The sequence below is a fragment of the Flavobacterium psychraerolatum genome (assembly GCF_025960985.1).
Classification (GTDB): Bacteria; Bacteroidota; Bacteroidia; order Flavobacteriales; family Flavobacteriaceae; genus Flavobacterium.
This window is the reverse complement of the sequence record NZ_JAOQMX010000028.1, coordinates 1-18489: the sequence shown is the minus strand read 5'-3', so window position 1 is coordinate 18489 and position 18489 is coordinate 1. Positions and strand designations below refer to the sequence as shown.

17 protein-coding genes are annotated in these 18489 nt (G+C 33.7%); 15 read left to right on the top strand and 2 right to left on the bottom strand.

From position 1 onward, the window contains the following. The first annotated feature begins 684 nt into the window (after positions 1-684). The 15 genes from M2326_RS11270 (at position 685) to M2326_RS11200 (ending at position 16697) form a co-directional block, all read left to right on the top strand. Positions 685-1275: a hypothetical protein gene (locus M2326_RS11270; RefSeq protein ID WP_264619663.1), complete on the top strand. Its 591-nt coding sequence runs from the start codon at positions 685-687 to the stop codon at positions 1273-1275. Between the two features lies 1 nt (position 1276). Next, positions 1277-2104, top strand: coding sequence for a penicillin-binding protein activator LpoB (locus M2326_RS11265; RefSeq protein ID WP_264619662.1), 828 nt, complete (start codon positions 1277-1279; stop codon positions 2102-2104). Between the two features lie 5 nt (positions 2105-2109). After that, positions 2110-2580, top strand: a complete 471-nt coding sequence (locus tag M2326_RS11260) for a hypothetical protein (protein ID WP_264619661.1) — start codon at positions 2110-2112, stop codon at positions 2578-2580. A 10-nt stretch (positions 2581-2590) separates the two neighbouring features. Next, the gene (locus M2326_RS11255; protein ID WP_264619660.1) at positions 2591-3496 is read left to right on the top strand and encodes a DUF6175 family protein; all 906 of its coding nucleotides are present in this window, start codon (positions 2591-2593) and stop codon (positions 3494-3496) included. 4 nt (positions 3497-3500) lie between these two features. Then, on the top strand, positions 3501-4445 hold the full coding sequence (locus tag M2326_RS11250) for a hypothetical protein (protein WP_264619659.1): 945 nt from the start codon (positions 3501-3503) through the stop codon (positions 4443-4445). A 31-nt stretch (positions 4446-4476) separates the two neighbouring features. Continuing rightward, positions 4477-4734 carry a hypothetical protein gene (locus M2326_RS11245; protein ID WP_264619658.1) on the top strand — a complete coding sequence of 86 codons (258 nt, stop codon included), beginning with the start codon at positions 4477-4479 and terminating at the stop codon, positions 4732-4734. Positions 4735-4943: 209 nt separating this feature from the next. Further along, complete coding sequence (locus M2326_RS11240) at positions 4944-5624, top strand: hypothetical protein (protein ID WP_264619657.1); 681 nt, start codon at positions 4944-4946, stop codon at positions 5622-5624. A gap of 205 nt (positions 5625-5829) precedes the next feature. Then, the gene (locus tag M2326_RS11235; protein ID WP_264619656.1) at positions 5830-6387 is read left to right on the top strand and encodes a restriction endonuclease subunit S; all 558 of its coding nucleotides are present in this window, start codon (positions 5830-5832) and stop codon (positions 6385-6387) included. Between the two features lies 1 nt (position 6388). Further along, positions 6389-7912 (top strand): type I restriction-modification system subunit M, encoded by a 1524-nt coding sequence (locus M2326_RS11230; RefSeq protein ID WP_264619655.1) that lies wholly within the window; start codon positions 6389-6391, stop codon positions 7910-7912. Between the two features lie 13 nt (positions 7913-7925). Next, positions 7926-8783 carry a DNA damage-inducible protein D gene (gene dinD / locus M2326_RS11225; protein ID WP_264619654.1) on the top strand — a complete coding sequence of 286 codons (858 nt, stop codon included), beginning with the start codon at positions 7926-7928 and terminating at the stop codon, positions 8781-8783. Further along, positions 8783-10030 (top strand): restriction endonuclease subunit S, encoded by a 1248-nt coding sequence (locus tag M2326_RS11220; RefSeq protein WP_264619653.1) that lies wholly within the window; start codon positions 8783-8785, stop codon positions 10028-10030. Before dinD ends, M2326_RS11220 begins: the two co-directional genes overlap by 1 nt. A 10-nt stretch (positions 10031-10040) precedes the next feature. After that, entirely contained in the window at positions 10041-11699 is a 1659-nt protein-coding gene (locus M2326_RS11215) for an ATP-binding protein (RefSeq protein WP_264619652.1), read from the top strand. A 464-nt stretch (positions 11700-12163) separates the two neighbouring features. Beyond that, positions 12164-12838, top strand: a complete 675-nt coding sequence (locus M2326_RS11210; RefSeq protein ID WP_264619651.1) for a PDDEXK nuclease domain-containing protein — start codon at positions 12164-12166, stop codon at positions 12836-12838. 2 nt (positions 12839-12840) lie between these two features. After that, the gene (locus M2326_RS11205) at positions 12841-16002 is read left to right on the top strand and encodes a type I restriction endonuclease subunit R (protein WP_264619650.1); all 3162 of its coding nucleotides are present in this window, start codon (positions 12841-12843) and stop codon (positions 16000-16002) included. Positions 16003-16004: 2 nt separating this feature from the next. Then, positions 16005-16697, top strand: coding sequence for a M48 family metallopeptidase (locus M2326_RS11200; protein ID WP_264619649.1), 693 nt, complete (start codon positions 16005-16007; stop codon positions 16695-16697). 1 nt (position 16698) lies between these two features. Here the strand turns inward: M2326_RS11200 and M2326_RS11195 are convergent, their stop codons facing one another. Together M2326_RS11195 and M2326_RS11190 are read right to left on the bottom strand one after the other, a co-directional pair. Continuing rightward, positions 16699-17145, bottom strand: a complete 447-nt coding sequence (locus tag M2326_RS11195; protein ID WP_264619648.1) for a hypothetical protein — start codon at positions 17143-17145, stop codon at positions 16699-16701. A gap of 88 nt (positions 17146-17233) precedes the next feature. Continuing rightward, the gene (locus tag M2326_RS11190) at positions 17234-18310 is read right to left on the bottom strand and encodes a tyrosine-type recombinase/integrase (protein WP_264619647.1); all 1077 of its coding nucleotides are present in this window, start codon (positions 18308-18310) and stop codon (positions 17234-17236) included. Between the last annotated feature and the right edge of the window lie 179 nt (positions 18311-18489).

The window sequence follows — 18489 nt, the reverse complement described above, 5'->3', positions numbered from 1 at the left end:
AGCTTTCATAATTTTAAAAAGCAGAACATACCAGTTTTCAGCAGACTTTATCGCAATAAAAAACCCTTAAACAATTGTTGTTTAAGGGTTTATTTCCGTAGCGAGAACGAGATTTGAACTCGTGACCTCAGGGTTATGAATTCGATAAAAGTTCTTAAAAATTATCGAAAATATCCTTGTTTTACTAGATATATATCAAAAGTGTGTACGAAATCGTGTACTGATTAATATTAAAATTTTAAGCTAAATTAATCAATTTTAATTGATGTTAATGACCCAAACAAGAAAATAAATTTCAAGAGTTGAAAATTGTAAATTTATTGCTAGTAAATCCCTTTTTTTCAAATTTGAACTTTACCTGCTTTCATCAAAATAGCAAAACAAATCTTTGTTTAATTTGTTTTTTTACTCTAAGCCTAAAAAAAGCATCACTCTTTTGTCAAATTACAATTACAGAACAATCAATAAATCAGTTCTTTAATAAATAGGAATAATAATATTATTTAGTTTTTTAACCTCGTTACGGTTTCCCGTAATGACGGTGTTTTTTATGGTAGTATGTTTGGACAATATTTATTTGAAACAACTTTTAAATAGAATCCTGTGGAGTCCAGAAACCACAAAAATAAAAACGGGGAGTACCTGAAAATCCATAAGAGTAAGAAAAATATAAAATTAATGATAATGTTTAAAACAACAATTTTCAGATCGGTTATTTGTCTTGGTTTAATTTTAGTAATGCAACAAAATGTTTTTGCACAAGAAAAAACAAAGGACGAATTGAAAGCAGAATTAGAAGTATTAAAATCTGAAATGAGATCTAAAGATGCTGAAGAACGCAAAATTAAATTCGAGAAATTAAGTGAACCAAAAACTTCTGGTATTTCTAGTGTAGATGATTTAGCTGCAAGTTCATCAAAAATGTTACTTTCTACAAAAGAAATTAATACTATAGTTCCTGAAATGTACAAAAGAACAATTGGGGAGTCGGTTGATGGAGTTGCAGATGTAACGGTTAAGAAACCAAGTCTAGAAGAACTTGCGACAGTAGGTGTGAATATTGCGTCACAAATCACTGCGGTAACTGCTGCTACAGCTTCTGTAAGTTCAGCTGCAACAGATTTAAAAAGTGCTGGGATGATGCAGCTTCCAAAAGGAACTAAATCATTAAATTTTTCAAAAGATGTTATGTCTTTAGTGCTACCTGAATTAAGTCTTAACCTAAAAGTTATCAATAATTTAATTGCAACTATGAAATCTTCTAATAATTTATAAAATGAAGAATTTTATTTTAGTTGTATTCTGTTTCGTGAATAGCCTAGTTGGCTATTCACAAATAGATACAAAACCCGTTGTTGGAGTTGCAGAATTTACTTCAGAAGTGAATTCAAAATATGCCACTGCCGTTGCAGAGAAAGTAGTTCAAATTGTCACTAACACAAAACGTTTTACCGTTGTTGACAGAACTAGTTATGACAAAGTCAAACAAGAATTGGAATTTCAAAAATCAGAAGCATTTCTTGATACCAAAAATACAGCCAAACAAGATGTTGCTCTTGCAGCAGAAAGCATGATTGTTGGTAATATTTTGAAGATGAGTGTATATGCTATGAAAAATTCTGATGGTAGTGTAAATGGCTATAAATCTAGTGTGGCCTTTACTTTAAAAGTCAATGAAGTGGAAAGTGGGAAAACCACCGAAGCAGAAAGTTTTCAAACAGAAGTAAGTCCTTTGATGCTTTCTCCTGAAAGTGCAGTGAATGAGGCATTAAAGTCAATTGAGCCGAAATTAACTAGTTATTTCACCAAAACGTTTCCAGTTAAAACAAAGATAAGCAGAGTCCTTACTTCAAAAAAAGAGTCCGCATCGACAGTTTTAATTTCTGGGGGTACGGAATTAGGCCTAAAAGAAGGTGATAAATTTATTGTGGAGAAAAACGAAATGATAGATGGTAAACCTTATCCGTCGCAAATTGGAGAGCTCAAAATTAATAAAATCGCTGGTGCTGATTTTTCTGAGTGTACCGTTTTAGATGGAGGTAAAGAAATTTTAGCGAGATTCAATGCTGCCGAGAAATTAACCTGCAAACTGTTAATAAAGTAATCCGAATGATTTCATATAAAAAATTAAGTAGCTTATTATTTGCAATCCTAGTAGTTAGCTCTGTGGGGTGTAGTAAAAAAACACTACCAACGTCTGAGGTTAATTTCATATCAGGAAACAGCGGAACGATTACCATGAGAGCAATAGGAAATGGACAAAAAGAGCAAGACGGAATCAGTGATGCAGAACGAAATGCTTTCAATGTGATTTTATTCAGAGGGCTTCCTGAATCGGAACAAAAAACAGCTTTAGTTGGAACCAATGAAGCAGAAGAGTTAGCGAAAAACAAATCCTATTTTGATAAATTTTATTCTCAAATGAGATATAAAACGTTTGTAATGTCTAGTATTCCAGTGAGTATTTTGTCTAAACAAAATGGTGTTTCAAAAAGTTTGGCAGTAGATATTAAAATCAACTTGGTCGCATTGCGAAAGGATTTAGAGCAAAATAATATAATCCGCAAGTTTGGATTTTAAAACATATTTCATGAAAAAAAAATTTCTTAATTACATCGTATTTTTTGTCATAGTTGGTTATTCAAACATAAGTTTTGGTCAAAATTCGGCAACAAATAGCGGAGGATTGGTCACTACTGTACAGCCCAAAATCATGGTTATTCCTTATACTAAAGAAGGTGAGGATTTACGAACCATTTTGGAAGCTGATGCCAACAAACGAATTGCAATCACAAAGATCAAGGAAGGTTTTGATAGTAGAAGTTTTACTACTGTAGATTTTATTGCAAAACTAAAGGCAGCAAAAGACAACAATGTATTTACATCGGATAATCAAACCGATATAAAATCACAAATTATTCAAATGTCAGGTGCAGATGTTTATGTACAAGCCGAAGTTATTGCTGAAAAAGGAGAGGGCGGAAATTCGGTAAAACTTATTCTTACGGGATATGAAGCGTCAACAGGGAATTCATTGTCCAATAAAGTAGGCGAAAGCGGTAGATTTTACACCGATGATTTCAATAAATTAGCCTCTAAAGCGGTTGAAAGTTGTGTCGAGGATTTTTTGAATGTCATGCAAGCCAAGTTTACAGACATTGTAAATAATGGTAAATCTGTGATAGTAGATATTAGTTTTGATGCAGGTTCGCAATACAAGACTTCTTCCGAAATTGGTTCCGATGGTCTTCCATTATCAGATCAAATCGAAATGTGGATGGAGAAAAATGCGTTTAAAAACAATTATCATATTCAAGGGACAACTGACCTAAGAATGATTCTTGATGATGTCAAAATCCCATTAAAAGACCAAGCCACAGGGAATAATTACAATCCAAATAAATTTGCTTTAGAATTATTTAAGTTCTTCAAAGGGATCGGGTTACAGCCTGCAAAAGATATTAAAAGCAATACCATTTATATAACTATTAAATAATTAAATGATGAAGTATTATTACTTTATACTCAGTTTATTGCTTTGCTCTTTTGCATCTAATGCACAATCAACAAATGAAATTGGTCAGATAGCGCTGTCAGTTGTTATGCCTGACTATTTTACAGATTTAAATGAATCTCAGTTGTCAAAATTAGAAACAAAAATTGCTCAGATAGTAACTTCAGCGGGCGTATCAGATTCAGGGTATTCTAATAATTTTGTTATTTATCCAAAAATTTCCATTAATGAAACAAACGTGGTCGAAGGTGGAATGCAGAATATAACGGTTGTAAGTGCAGATTTGAGTTTGTTTGTCAAGCAAATAGAACGAAATATTTTGTTTGCAACAGTTAGTAAAACGATTAAAGGTAGTGGGAGGACTAAGGAATTAGCAATTACCAATGCAATTGTGCAAATAAGTACAAACGATGCTGCTTTCAAAGCTTTTATAGAAAAAAGTAAAACCAAAATCATCAGTTATTATGAGTCGAAATGCGCTGAAATTAGCAACAAATCAGATGCTTTGGTCAAAACACAACAATTTGAACAAGCAATAGGTTTGCTTATGTCTGTTCCCGAAGGGACGAGCTGCTATAGTCAAATTCAACTAAAAGCAATTGAAGCTTACAAAAGCTTCCAAAAAATAAATTGTACAAAGCAAATTCAGTTGGCCAAAAATGCAATGGCTATGAAAGAGTATAATGAAACGCTAAACTTGCTGTTAGATGTTGATCCAGCGTCGCCTTGTTTTAAAGAAGCACAATCAATTGCAAAATCGGTAGAGTCAAAAATTACGGCGGAGGAAAAGAAAGAATGGGATTTTCAAATGAAACAATATAATGATGCAGTAGGACTTGAAAAACAACGAGTAAACGCTGTTAAGGACATTGCTGTAGCTTATTACAAAAGTCAATCTACAGATGTAAATTACACTGTAATTGTTAGGTAAAAAGATAATTTTTCAAATTTAAAATATAACAATGAAGAAAATAATATTAGGAATTGCAGTACTGTTTTGTGTATTGTCATGTACACAAGAGGGAGTAGCAGGAAAAGACGGGGTTAATGGTACAGATGGAACTAGCGGAACCAATGGAGCCAATAGAACTATAACTAGTCTGGGAAAAACACACATCTTTATAACAGGAAACCTCACGAATCAACAAGCCGCAGCACAAATAGCTCAGGAAGCAGGAACAAATACAACCATATTAGTGTTGGATACACAAGTGGATTAACGGCTATAGATCTTAGTACTTTATCTTCTGTCTGGGAAATAAATATAAATAACAATTATGACTTAACTACGGTTAACTTGAATGGATTACAAAGTATAAATAGTCTGACGATAAATAATGAAAGCAAACTTCAATCAGTTTCGCTCAATAATCTTATAAGTTCCTCTTATTTAAGTATAAATTATTGTCCAATCATAACTTCATTAAGTTTGCCACAATTAAAATATGGTTCACTACAACTTTTTGGAGGGATGTCTGCTCTAAGTTCTTTAAGTGCTCCGCTACTAAGTATTGGAAATATTACAATAAGTGGTGCGACTTTAACGACTTTGAGTCTACCTCAGTTAAAATCGGGTGACATAAACGTATCAAGCCTATCTTCATTAACAACGTTGTCAACTCCTTTACTTAGTATTGGAAATATTTCAGTAAGTGGTGCATCTTTAACAACTTTGAGTCTACCTCAATTAAAGTCTGGTAATTTAAGTCTTAGTGGGCTTTCTTTACTTACATCTCTTACGGTACCTTTACTGACTACTAGTGGTAGTATTTCAATTACAGGAAATTCTTTAGTGTCTCTTGAATTACCATCGCTCAATGCTGTAAATGGTGATATTGCGGTAATGAACAACAGTAAATTAGTGAATATAAAAATTCCTAATTTAACTTATGTCAATGCGGCAAATTTTGTGTTGTTAACGGGGAATTCTCTAACGACTTTAGAAGTGAATAAATTATTGAGTAGTTTCAATAATACAATTACATTTGCGGCTTTGTCTGCAAAAGCTATTTATCTATATAGTCAAAACCCAAAAGCACCTCCAACGGGACAGGGGATTATAGATAAGAATGCCTTAATAGCCAAAGGGTTTTCGGTAGTTACAGATTAAGAACTGTCTATTCTGCTAAGTTTAGCAGTTGGTATTGTAAATCAAATTCAATAAAGAGGCGGTCTAGTTAGGCAGCCTCTTTGCTTTTACACCTATGTTGTGAATGTTTTTTAGTACGAAACATACTCCAGTTTCTATGTCAAACTTAATTAAAATTCATTAACTTTACAAAAAAAATTAAGTATACGGTGTACTGAATGAAATTATGAGCTACAAACTAATTGATATAGTAAGGATGAAATCGGGAGTGTTTGCCAAAGGCGATACAAATCCAGACCTCTATTATATCCAGTCAACAGACTTTGATTCAGATAAAAAGTGGGTTACAAACCTTAGTCCTGTTTTGAGTAAAGCCACTACTTTAAGTCGACATTTTTTGAACAAAGGAGATGTTCTTTTTGCTGCCAAAGGGCGAGAGTTTTTTGCTGTGCTTTACGACGGAACCTATGAGCCTGCCGTAGCTTCATCTACATTTTTAGTGTTGCAGGTTCAGGCAAAAAATGTACTTCCAGAGTATGTTGTATGGTTTCTTAATCATACCAAAACACAATTACTCCTGACTACTTTTGCTAGAGGAACAGCAATTAGCTCTATTAGCAAATCGACATTAGAACAAATAGAAATTCCAATACCTTCTTTGTCAAAACAAAATTCTATTTTAGAGTTTTCAAATTTACAAATACAGGAAAGAAAGCTACAACAGCAAATAATGCAATTGAAACAAGAATATTTAAACGAACTAACATACAAATCAATACAATAACATGAGTGCCAAAATAAATCAAAAAGAGATTAACCAAACCGTTTGGAAAGCCTGTGATACCTTTAGAGGTATTATTGATCCTTCACAATACAAAGATTACATTTTGACCATGTTGTTTTTGAAATATATAAGTGATGTAAACAAAGAAAAACGAAATGACTATTTGCAAAAATACAATGGTGACGAAGCGAGAACAGACCGAGCTTTGAAAATGGAACGTTTTCAAGTTCCTGAGCATTGCAGTTTTGATTATTTATATGAGCATCGAAGCGAAGCCAATGTTGGGGAATTAATCAATATTGCTTTGGCTGATTTGGAAGAAGCCAATCGTGAGAAATTAAGCAGCGAGGACGGTAGCGGAATCTTTAGAAACATCGATTTCAACAGCAGCAACCTTGGTGATGTAAAAGACAAAAATACTCGACTGAAACATTTGTTAGGTGATTTTGCCGAACTCGATTTAAGTCCGTCGCATTTGGAGCGTGAAGATGTTATTGGGAATGCTTACGAATACCTTATTGCCAACTTTGCAGGCGATGCAGGAAAAAAAGCAGGAGAATTTTTTACGCCTAGTGAAGTTTCTACTTTATTGGCCAAATTAACTAGGTCTAAAGTAGGAGCAAGAATCTGTGATCCTACTTGCGGATCGGGTTCGTTGTTGATAAAAGCAGGTCGTGAAGTAGGAAGCAATAACTTTTCGCTTTATGGGCAAGAAGCCAACGGAAGCACTTGGGCTTTGGCGGTCATGAATATGTTTTTGCATGGATTTGATAATGCAACCATTCGTTGGGGAGATACCATTAGAAACCCAAAACTAAAAGAAGGCGATGCGTTAATGAAATTTGATACCGTGGTAGCCAATCCTCCTTTCTCATTAGATAAATGGGGAGCCGATATGGCGGTGAGCGATGTCTATAACCGTTTTTGGCGTGGTGTGCCTTCTAAGAGTAAAGGCGATTGGGCTTTTATCAGTCACATGATCGAAACCTTGAACGAAACAGGAAAAGCAGGTGTTGTAGTTCCGCACGGGGTTTTGTTTAGAGGAAGTAGCGAAGGTAAAATTCGTCAAAAAACCATTGAAGATAATTTGTTGGAAGCCGTAATTGGTTTGCCTGCCAATTTGTTTTTTGGAACAGGGATTCCAGCAGCTATTTTGGTTTTCAATAAAGACAAAGGAAAAAATACGGATGTTTTGTTTGTAGATGCTAGCAAACATTTTGAAAGTGGTAAAAACCAAAACAAACTACGTGACAGCGACATTGCCAAAATTGTAGCGACCTACGATGATTTTCATAACGGAAAATTAAAAAGCGGAATTGCAGAAGACAAATACAGTTTTGTAGCCACAGTAGAGGCTATTATCGAAAATGATTATAACTTGAATATTCCTCGTTATGTAGATACGTTTGAAGAAGAGGAAGCGATTGACATTCATGCTGTACAACTAGAAATAGGGAAACTAGAAACAGAGTTGAAAGAGGTGCAATTACAGATGCAAGAGTATTTAAAAGTGTTAATCGATTAAAGGAGAGTTTATTATGAAAAAGGAGCTAAAAAGCACAAATGATACCATTTTTGAGCAAATAAAAGAAATTGATGAAAATGGAAATGAGTTTTGGGGAGCAAGAAAATTATCTAAAATCCTTGAATACTCTGAGTTTAGACATTTTCTTCCTGTTGTCGATCGTGCTAAAGAAGCGTGTAAAAATAGTCAATATAATATAGCAGACCATTTCGAGGATTACCTCGAGATGGTTGCTATTGGTTCTGGTGCAGAGAGAAAAATGGAAAGTGTAAAACTTTCTCGTTTTGCCTGTTACCTCATTGTTCAAAATGCAGATCCATCCAAAGAAGTGGTGGCACAGGGACAAACCTATTTTGCGATTCAAACTCGTTTGCAGGAAATCAAGCAAATGGACGATTACAACCGTCTCTCTACCGAAGACGAAAAACGTTTGTTTTTGCGGGATGAATTAAAAAAGCACAACTTACAATTGGCAGAAGCCGCTAAAAATGCTGGAGTAATCAAACCTCTTGATTATGCCATTTTTCAAAATCATGGGTATATGGGATTGTACGGAGGTTTGGGGGCAAAGGATATTCATGCCAAAAAGGGCTTGAAAAAAAGCCAACAAATTCTGGATCACATGGGTAGTACAGAACTAGCAGCCAATCTCTTCCGAGCTACGCAAACAGAAGAGAAACTACTACGTGATAATGTAAAAGGGAAAACCACTGCCAATAAAACCCATTTTGAAGTGGGTAAAAAAGTTCGAAAAACCATTCAAGAATTAGGTGGTACCATGCCCGAAAACCTACCAGTAGAAGGCAGTATTAAGAAAATTGAGAATAGCGAGAAAAAGAAAATTGCAACTCCCAAAAAGAAAGAAGAATAATGAACGTAACTCAAAATAAAACCCAATACAAAAACTCCCCTTTAGGTTTAATTCCTGAGGATTGGGAAGTGAAGTGTTTAGGTGAATTAGGAAGTTTCTCTAAAGGGAAAGGAATTACAAAAGACCAGTTGTCAGAAACAGGTTTTCCTTGTATTCGATATGGTGAAATATATACAACTCACGATTTTATTATTAAAAAGTTCAAGTCATTTATAAATGAAAATGTAGCATCGGAAAGTAAAGAAATTAAAAAGGGAGATATTTTATTTGCAGGTTCAGGTGAAACTGTAGAGGAAATTGGAAAAGCAGTTGCATACTTAGGAGATAAAAAAGCATTTGCTGGTGGTGATGTAATTATTCTAAATACAAATGATGAAATAAATGTAGAATGTATTTCATACATTTTAGAAATTGATTCTGTTAAGAAACAAAAAAGAGTACTAGGACAAGGGAATTCTGTAGTTCATATTTATTCTAAAGATTTATCAAAACTAAAGCTACCAGTCCCGCCACTCCCAGAACAAACCGCCATTGCCAATTGTCTTTCTACTTGGGACAAAGCCATTGCAACCCAAACCCAAATCATTGCGCAAAAAGAATTGCGTAAAAAAGCCCTAATGCAACAATTGCTTTCTGGTAAAAAAAGATTGAAAGGGTTTACTAAAAATTGGGAAGTTAAAAAATTAGGTGATTTATTAATTTACACGCCAAGAGAAGTTGATAAACCATTAACACCATTTTTAGCATTAGGATTGAGAAGTCACGGAAAAGGCGTTTTTCATAAAATTGATTTTGATCCAAAAGCAATCGCAATGGATAAATTATATGTAGTTAAAGAAAATGATTTAGTTATAAATATAACTTTTGCATGGGAACAAGCCGTTGCAATAGCTTCGAAAAAGGATGAAGGAGGTTTGGTATCTCATAGATTTCCAACGTATACTTTTAATTTTAAAAGTGCAGTTTTTCTATATTTTAAATTTTTTATTCTTGGAAGTAAGTTTAAAAGTATGTTGGATTTAATTTCTCCTGGTGGAGCAGGTAGAAACAGAGTAATGAGTAAAAAGGACTTTCTTAAATTAGAAATTAAAGTTCCGTCAATCGAAGAACAAACCGCCATTGCCAATATTTTACAATGTGCCGATGAAGATATACAATTATTAAAAAAGAAATTACAACAACTCAAAGACCAGAAAAAAGGGTTAATGCAGGTGTTGTTGACTGGGAAGAAAAGGTTGGTGTATTAAAATAAAAGTTATGACAGAAGAACAATTACATGCTGTTTTAGAAAATCTTTGCAATCTAACAGCAGAAAACGAAGTTGTAGAGTTTAAAGAAGCTAGTAAAAACTATGATTTTTCTAAGTTAGGCAAATATTTTTCAGCATTATCTAATGAGGCAAACTTGAAAGGAAAAGCTTTTTCTTGGCTCATTTTTGGTGTCGAAGATAAAAAGCATTCGATTGTAGGCTCACAATTCCGTATTCATCGTAAAGATTTAGATAGTCTAAAAGGTGAAATAGCAAAAAAAACAACGAACGCTATTTCATTCATAGAAATTCATGAAATTTTCAAATCAAATAGTAGGGTACTTATGTTTCAAATACCTGCTGCACCAAAAGGAATCCCAGTTGCTTTTGATGGCCATTATTATGCACGAGAAGGCGAAGAGTTAGCGCCATTAAATATTGAAAAAATTGAACGCATAAGAGCGCAATCAATTAAAGAAGATTGGAGTGCAGTTATAGTTACTGAGGCGTCAATAGAAGATTTAGACGACGATGCCATTGCTTTAGCAAGAAAAAATTATAAAAATAAATTTCCAGAAAATGCAGAAGATATGGAGGGTTGGAATACAATAACCTTCTTGAATAAAGCTAAAGTTACTATCAAAGGTAAAATAACTCGAACAGCTCTAATTTTGTTAGGAAAGGACGAATCTGAACATTTTCTTAATCCAGCAGAAGGAAAAATTCGTTGGAAACTGATTGATAATAATGGTATTGACATTGATTATGATATTTTTGGACTTCCTTTAATTTTATCAGTTGAAAAAGTTTTTGCAAAAATTAGAAATATCAAATACCGATATATGCAAGAGGGGACAATTTTTCCTGCTGAAGTTGCAAAATATGAGCCTTTCTCTATTCGTGAAGCTATTAACAATTGTATTGCGCATCAAGATTATACAAAAAATGCAAGAATTAATGTAATAGAAATGGATGACCAGTTGATTTTTACAAATCAAGGTTCTTTTATTCCTGGAAGTGTAGAAAAAGTAGTTATTGAAGATGCTCCAGAAGAATTTTATCGAAATAGATTTTTAGCAACTGCAATGTTTAACCTGAAAATGGTAGATACTGCAGGAGGTGGAATTAAGAAAATTTTCAATTATCAAAGAGCACGTTATTTTCCGATGCCAGATTACGATCTGTCTGAGGAGAAAGTAAAAGTTGTGATTTCAGGTAAAATTCTCGATATGGATTATGCTCGTTTACTAGCTAATCATAAAGAATTGACCTTAGAAGAAATAATGATGCTTGATAAAGTTCAGAAAAAAATACCACTTACTTCATTTGAAGAAAAACTACTAAAAAACAAAAAACTCATTGAAGGCAGAAAACCTAATTTTTTCATTGGTTTAAAGGTAGCAGAGAAAACAGGGGAAAAAGCAGCATATACCAAAAACAAAGCTTTTAATAAACAGTATTATTTAGACCTTATTATAAAGGCATTAAAACAACATAAGATTTTGAGTAGAAAAGAAATAGATGATTTACTTTGGAACAAACTTCCTGATTGGATGAATGATAATCAAAAAAAGAATAAAGTAGGGAATTTACTTTCTGAATTACGAAAAGAAGATAAAATACACAACATAGGTAATTTTAAAGATTCAAAATGGGAATTAAGTTAATATTAATCTAATGCTAGTTTAAGAGAAGGATTAAGTGAAGAGTTAAGAGAAGAGTTAAGAGAAGAATTAAGGGAAGAGAGTTAAGAGAAGAGTTAAGAGAAGAGTTAAGAGAAGAATTAAGAGAAGAGTTAAGAGAAGAGTTAAGAGAAGGATTAAGAGAAGAGGTTAGAGAAGGATTAAGAGAAGAGTTAAGAGAAGAATTAAGAGAAGGATTAAGAGAAAACAAAGATTAACTTAATTCAGATTAAAGAAATTAGATTGATACAGGTCTTGATGACGGGAAGAAACGGCCAAGGCATAAAAACCGCAAGGCTCGTTACATTTCGTGATGTAACGAGCCTCGAAACTCAGTTCTCCTAATATGGCAGAATGAGCAATGCAAAGGTAGGTTTTATTTTGATTTAAATATAAATAGATGATTGAAGTGAGAAAGTATTTTGTATTAATGGATAAAAGTAGAGATTATGCTTTGTAAGTTGCCACAAGAAAAATTGTTTTACTTAGTCATGGCTTCAAAAGAAAAATGGAGTCAACGGGAAACAAGAAGACAAATAGAAAGTGGTTTTTATGAACGCTTTGCACTAAGCAATACAAATATGTCGGCACTGCCGACACAATTGCCAACCAATGTAAATGAGCATCTAAAAGACATCTATTCCTTAGAATTTTTAGAACTAGGGGATGATTTTAGCGAAAATGATTTACAGAAATCAATAGTTAGAAATCTGAAAAAATTTATTTTAGAAATTGGAAACAACTTTTCTTTTGTTGGAGAAGAATACAGAGTGCAAGTCGCCAACAGAGACTACGAAATAGATTTGTTATTTTACCATAGAGTTCTACAGTGCTTGGTCGCTTTTGAATTAAAAATTACTGATTTTAAACCTGAATATTTAGGGAAAATGAATTTTTATTTGGAAGCACTTGACAGAGAGCACAAGCAACCTCACGAAAACCCAAGTATTGGAATAATCCTTTGCAAAAGTAAAGACGATGAAATTGTAGAAATTGCAATGAGTCGTTCGCTATCGCCAACAAAAGTAGCGGAGTATACCACTAAATTAATTGATAAAAAACTACTCAGAGATAAATTACACGAATTAGGAGAGTTGTACAATCAATCCAAAAACGCAGAGTAATAATGAGTACACCATCATTCAAAGAAGACCAAGTATCACAAATTCCAGCCTTGCAACTGTTGCAAAAGTTAGGCTATACTTATTTAAGTCCAGAAGAGGTAGATGATCTTCGTGGCAACAAAACGGCTTCGGTTATTTTGGAACCTATTCTTAGAAAACAGCTTAACGAAATCAATAGTATTCAAGTCAGTTCTACAAAAATGGCTTTGTTTAGTGATGCTAATATCGAAAACGGTATTCAGGCACTCAAAGACATTCCTATGAACGAAGGTTACATTGCTGCCAGTAAGAAAATCTTCGAAATGATTACGCTGGGTAAAGCTTTGGAGCAAAGTATTGATGGCGACAAAAAGAGTTTTACCATGCAATATATTGACTGGAAAAATATTGAGAACAATGTGTTTCATGTTACCGAGGAATTTAGTGTGATGCGCACAGGAAGCAAGGATCATTACCGTCCCGATATTGTTTTGTTTGTCAATGGTATTCCGCTTTCTATTATCGAATGCAAACGCCCCGATATAAAAGATCCCATTACCGAAGCGATTTCGCAACATACCCGAAACCAACAGGAAGATGGAATCCGACATTTATATATTTACAGTCAACTGTTATTGAGTATTGCTACTTTGCAAGCCAAATATGCAACAACCGATACCAAAGAAGAGTTTTGGGCTTCGTGGAAAGAGAAAAGCGATGCCAATGAAAGCATAATTTCAGCTTTAATAAATCAACCTTTGAGTGCTACCCAAAAATCAAAATTATTCCAAAACAGAAAAGAGTGGGAGCAACGCATTATTGAGCTTAAAGAAAAGGAGCAGATTGCTGTAAGTGAACAAGATCGCTATTTGTATTTTCTTTGTCGTCCAGAGCGAATGTTGGCTTTAATTGAAGATTTTGTTTTGTTTGAAGGCGGTAATCGAAAGAAAATTGCTCGTTACCAACAATTTTTTGCCATTAATAAAATCATCAAAAGAATCCAGATAACTGAAGGAGGAAAGCGAAACGGTGGCGTGGTTTGGCATACCCAAGGAAGCGGAAAATCACTCACAATGGCCATGTTGGCAAGAAAGATTTACCTAACTATCAGAAATCCTAAAATTATTCTAGTTACTGATAGAGTAGATTTAGATACGCAGATTACAGATACTTTTAGGAGTGTAGAAGTGCCTGTACATAATGCCAAAACAGGAAACCAATTAGTAGAACTGTTACAGAGCAAAAGTGATGCTGTGGTGACTACGATTGTCAATAAATTTGAAGCAGCTGTAAATCAATTGGGTTCAACTCCATTAGAAAGCGAAAATATTTTTGTATTGATTGATGAAGGCCATAGAACGCAATACGGAACCTTCAATGTAAAAATGCAAAAGGTGTTGCCAAATGCCTGTTTTCTAGCTTTTACAGGAACGCCTTTGATGAAAAAAGAAAAGAGTACCGCACAAAAGTTTGGTGGAATCATTGATGCCTATACTATTTTGCAAGCGGTAGAAGATGGTGCTATTGTACCCATTATTTACGAAGGCCGTCATGCCATTCAAGATGTTAATCAAAAAGCATTAGACCGTGGTTTTGATAGTGTTTCTGAACCATTGAGCGATTATGAAAAGGTCGATTTGAAAAAGAAATTTAGTAGAGCTAATTTAATTTCGAAAACAGAACAACGAATTGACGAAATAGCAAGAGATATATCCGATCATTATACCCAAAACTGGGGATTAGACAAAACAGGGGAGCGAAGTGGTTTCAAAGGAATGGTGGTAACACCAGATAAAGCCACAGCGGTCAAATACAAAAAGGCGTTTGACCTGATTGGTAAAGTGACCAGTGAAGTAATTATGTCTGCACCCGATACACGTGAGGGCAATGACGATATTCATGGAGAACCCAGCAATGAAGTAGTTGCTTTTTGGCGACAAATGGAGGTCAAACACGGAAAAGATTTTTATAAAACATTAATCAGTCAGTTTAAAAAAACAGACTATCCAGAATTATTAATTGTAATTGATAAGTTGCTAACGGGTTTTGACGAACCAAGAGTAGTAGTCATGTACGTTTGTCGAAAATTACGTGACCATACCTTACTACAAGCGATTGCGAGAGTAAACCGTGTGGCTCAGGGCAAAGAATATGGTTTTATTGTAGATTATGAAGGAATCATTGGAGAATTAGACGAAGCGATGAATGCCTATTCGGATTTCAACGAGTTTGATGACGATGATTTAGCAGGGACTTTTACCGATATTAAAACAGAGATTGCAAAATTACCGCAATTGCATACCGAACTAAACGCTATTTTTAAGCAAGTAGCTAATAAATGGGATATTAGTAGTTATGCAGCCTTATTAACAGATGAAGCGATTCGAGTAGAGTTTTATCAAAAGTTTTTGGAGTTTGCCAAGATTTTAAAATTAGCTTTTTCTTCTATAGATTTTGAAAATAATACACCTGATAAAACAAAAGAACTTTATAAGACACATTTTAAGTTTTACGCACAATTAAGAATTTCGATTATAAATACCTATTCGGATAAAATTGATTTTAAGAAATACGAAAAGCAATTGCAAAAACTGTTAGATCAACATGTAACCACCGAAGAGGTGATTCGATTGACGGAGCAAGTTTCTATTTTGGATGCTAAAGCATTCGAAAAAGAACTCGAAAAAGTAGTTGGTACACGTGCCAAAGCAGAAACGATTGCGAGCAGAACAGCAAAACATATTTCGGAGCGAATGGATGAAGATCCAATTTTTTACAAAAAACTATCTGAGTTGATTCGAGAAACTATTTCTGACTTGCGTGCATTACGTATTTCGGATGTTGTAGCGATCAATAGATTGAAGGAATTAAGAGAACAGGCGATCAGTAAAAAGTCGGATGATATTCCAGAAGCTATTTCACAAAATGACAAAGCGATTCCGTTTTATCGCCTGGCAAAAGCAAATGATTTTATTTCGGATGATTATACTATTCCGTTTGCTGTGGAAGTAGATCAGATTATCAAACAATATTCGATTGTAGATTGGAGCACAAAACCAGATATTATTAGAAAAATGACCTTTTATATTGGGGAATTTTTAATTGACGAATTGCATATTTCAATAGAAAAAGCCGATGAAATGGCAGAGAAATGTATTGAGATTGCTAAGTTAAATTATAAATAATCATGTTGTATACCCTTAATTTTGGTTCTAAGGAAATAGTGTATACCATTTTGTATACAAAACGTAAGACATTAGGTATTATAGTCAATCCAGATATGGGGATCGTTGTAAAAGCACCTGAGGATACGTCTTTAGAATTGATAGAAGCTAAAGTTAGAAAGCGTGCGCCTTGGATTATCAAGCAGCTCAAATTCTTTTTGACCTTTCATCCAAAACCCAACGACAAAAAATATGTTACTGGAGAATCTCATTTCTATTTAGGAAAGCAATATCGTATTGAAATCATTGAAGACAATAAGAATGAAGTGCATTACAAAGGACGCTACATTCAGATCAATACCAAAAATAAAAACAAAGCTAAAGAGTTGCTAAATGATTGGTATCGCATCAAAGCCAAAGAAAAATTTCAACTCATTGCAGAACCAATAATAGAAAAGTTCAAAAAATACAATGTAGAGCCAACAGGTATTTATATTCAAGAAATGAAAACCCGTTGGGGCAGTTGTACTCCAGAAGGTAAGATTATCTTAAACCCTGAATTAATCAAAACGCCAAAAGGCTGCATTGAGTATGTAATTATCCATGAACTTTGCCATTTAGTACACCACAACCATACACAGAAGTTCTTTGACTTACAGGCCAAAGAAAACCCGTTGTGGGAGCGTTGGAAAAAGAAGTTGGAGGGGTTTGGGTAGTTTATATGGAATTCTGCACTGTGAAGGGAATAGTATTGTTTTTTAACCTTCTAAATCTTTTATTTATTGGAATGAGTTTTTCCGCTAATAATTTTTCAAGATTATTAATTTGATCTTTGCTGTAGGTTGGAAAATTCATCAAAATTAAATTAAGATTATCAAAAGCAAATTGGGCTGAATTTTCTAATTCGTAATTGATTTCAGAGCTGATCATATCCTTTATTAAAATATTTTTATTTTTAATTATTGCCTTCAATAAGCTATTAAACCATCCAACATGCCTGATGTCAAAATGAGCAGGAATACGCTCAATAAAATTCCTTGCAACACAATTACCTATGTAATATGTTCTTTCTGAGTTCTTAAATATATAAACTCCACAACCTGTTCGAATAGGTTTTCCATCAACACGATTGAATACTAAGTCCTTAATTTTAATATCTGACAATGGGATCCCTTAAATTAAATTAATTTTTTGGAGTACATCGTCTAAATGTTCTCCGTTATAGTTTATTATATAATTTTTCATTGTTTTTTTATTTCAACAAATGTGAATAATCCTCAGGTAAGGCAGCATCAATATCACGTAGATACTTTTCAAGCGCTTCCATAGTTTGATGTCCCGTAATTTGCATTAAAGTACTTTTGGTTTCAAATGGAGTCAATTTTTTGTTTAGCTCTCTGTATAAGTTGGTTATTGAGGTGTGTCTAAAACTATAAAGCCCATAATCTTTACCTAATTTAAACTGATCTTTTACGGTTTTGAATCGTTTGGAGAAATGATCTCTTCTATTCTTTTCTTCCGCATCCCATTCTCCTCCAATTTGAGTAGGGGTAAATAGTAAATGTTCTGGATTCATTTTTGATAAATCAGGGAGTAAATCGATTAGCTTTTGAGGTATGATTTTAATCTTGACAGCTTTGTTTTTGGCTCTAACAAAAAGTTTTTTACCTTCTAAGTCCAAATCACCTACTTTAAGTCTGCAAACTTCTACAGGTCTTAAAAAATTATAGTATATAAACTGTATAAACAAAAGCAGAATTTCGTCGTTTTCGTGCAAGTATTTTAATAGATCGATCTCTTGATTGGTAGAGTAGGTTTTGTTTCGTTCAGGCTTTGAATTTAATGTATTGATAGACTTTACAATATTATCTTTTATGATTTCATTGTCAACCAGTACTTGAATCAAAGAACTTAAATCGATACGGGTATTGTTTCTATTACGGGCACTAGTATTCTCTAAAACCAAATTTAGGTAAGTGATGATGGTTTTTTTGTCTAAAGTTGAAATACCATTTTGAGAGCCATTGTTTAAATCCAACCATTTCAAAAAGCGGTTGATCCTTCCTTGTAATCCGCTATAAGAAGTTTTGTTTATGACTTTGGCTTTAATTTTTAATCCAAAATCAAACGCTTCTCGAATTGTCATTTCTTGAGGAATAGAAATTTCAGGAACTTCGATTTTAGGTTTAATGACTTGTGAAGCCATTTCAGGAGTTGGAATCACCATTTCTGGTTCATCGATTTTTTTGGTGTTTAATAATTCTTTTTTAAGAGCACTATTGTTCTGAAAAGGATTAAAACCTCTTTTTAGTAATTGAAAAAGATTCATTTTTAGAGTTTCTAAATAATCTAGTCGTTCTTCTTTTGTCTTTAAAAGGTTTACTCCGTCTTTTATATTGTTTTGACGCTCTAGTTTATTGGTCCCAAAAATAGTTAAAACTATGTACTTTAGTGCATTTCGCTTTTAGCTTCTAAAAATGTACTTTTGAGATATGGATTTTCAAAGAG

Bases quoted from the DNA above. Each gene is read 5' to 3' on its own strand.
- M2326_RS11255 (WP_264619660.1), top strand. From the start codon at position 2,591: ATGAAAAAAAAATTTCTTAATTACATCGTATTTTTTGTCATAGTTGGT.
- M2326_RS11205 (WP_264619650.1), top strand. From the start codon at position 12,841: ATGAGTACACCATCATTCAAAGAAGACCAAGTATCACAAATTCCAGCC.
- M2326_RS11210 (WP_264619651.1), top strand. From the start codon at position 12,164: ATGCTTTGTAAGTTGCCACAAGAAAAATTGTTTTACTTAGTCATGGCT.
- M2326_RS11200 (WP_264619649.1), top strand. From the start codon at position 16,005: ATGTTGTATACCCTTAATTTTGGTTCTAAGGAAATAGTGTATACCATT.
- M2326_RS11230 (WP_264619655.1), top strand. From the start codon at position 6,389: ATGAGTGCCAAAATAAATCAAAAAGAGATTAACCAAACCGTTTGGAAA.
- M2326_RS11220 (WP_264619653.1), top strand. From the start codon at position 8,783: ATGAACGTAACTCAAAATAAAACCCAATACAAAAACTCCCCTTTAGGT.
- M2326_RS11265 (WP_264619662.1), top strand. From the start codon at position 1,277: ATGAAGAATTTTATTTTAGTTGTATTCTGTTTCGTGAATAGCCTAGTT.
- M2326_RS11270 (WP_264619663.1), top strand. From the start codon at position 685: ATGTTTAAAACAACAATTTTCAGATCGGTTATTTGTCTTGGTTTAATT.
- M2326_RS11260 (WP_264619661.1), top strand. From the start codon at position 2,110: ATGATTTCATATAAAAAATTAAGTAGCTTATTATTTGCAATCCTAGTA.
- M2326_RS11250 (WP_264619659.1), top strand. From the start codon at position 3,501: ATGATGAAGTATTATTACTTTATACTCAGTTTATTGCTTTGCTCTTTT.
- M2326_RS11235 (WP_264619656.1), top strand. From the start codon at position 5,830: ATGAGCTACAAACTAATTGATATAGTAAGGATGAAATCGGGAGTGTTT.
- M2326_RS11190 (WP_264619647.1), bottom strand. From the start codon at position 18,310: ATGAATCTTTTTCAATTACTAAAAAGAGGTTTTAATCCTTTTCAGAAC.
- M2326_RS11245 (WP_264619658.1), top strand. From the start codon at position 4,477: ATGAAGAAAATAATATTAGGAATTGCAGTACTGTTTTGTGTATTGTCA.
- M2326_RS11215 (WP_264619652.1), top strand. From the start codon at position 10,041: ATGACAGAAGAACAATTACATGCTGTTTTAGAAAATCTTTGCAATCTA.
- dinD (WP_264619654.1), top strand. From the start codon at position 7,926: ATGAAAAAGGAGCTAAAAAGCACAAATGATACCATTTTTGAGCAAATA.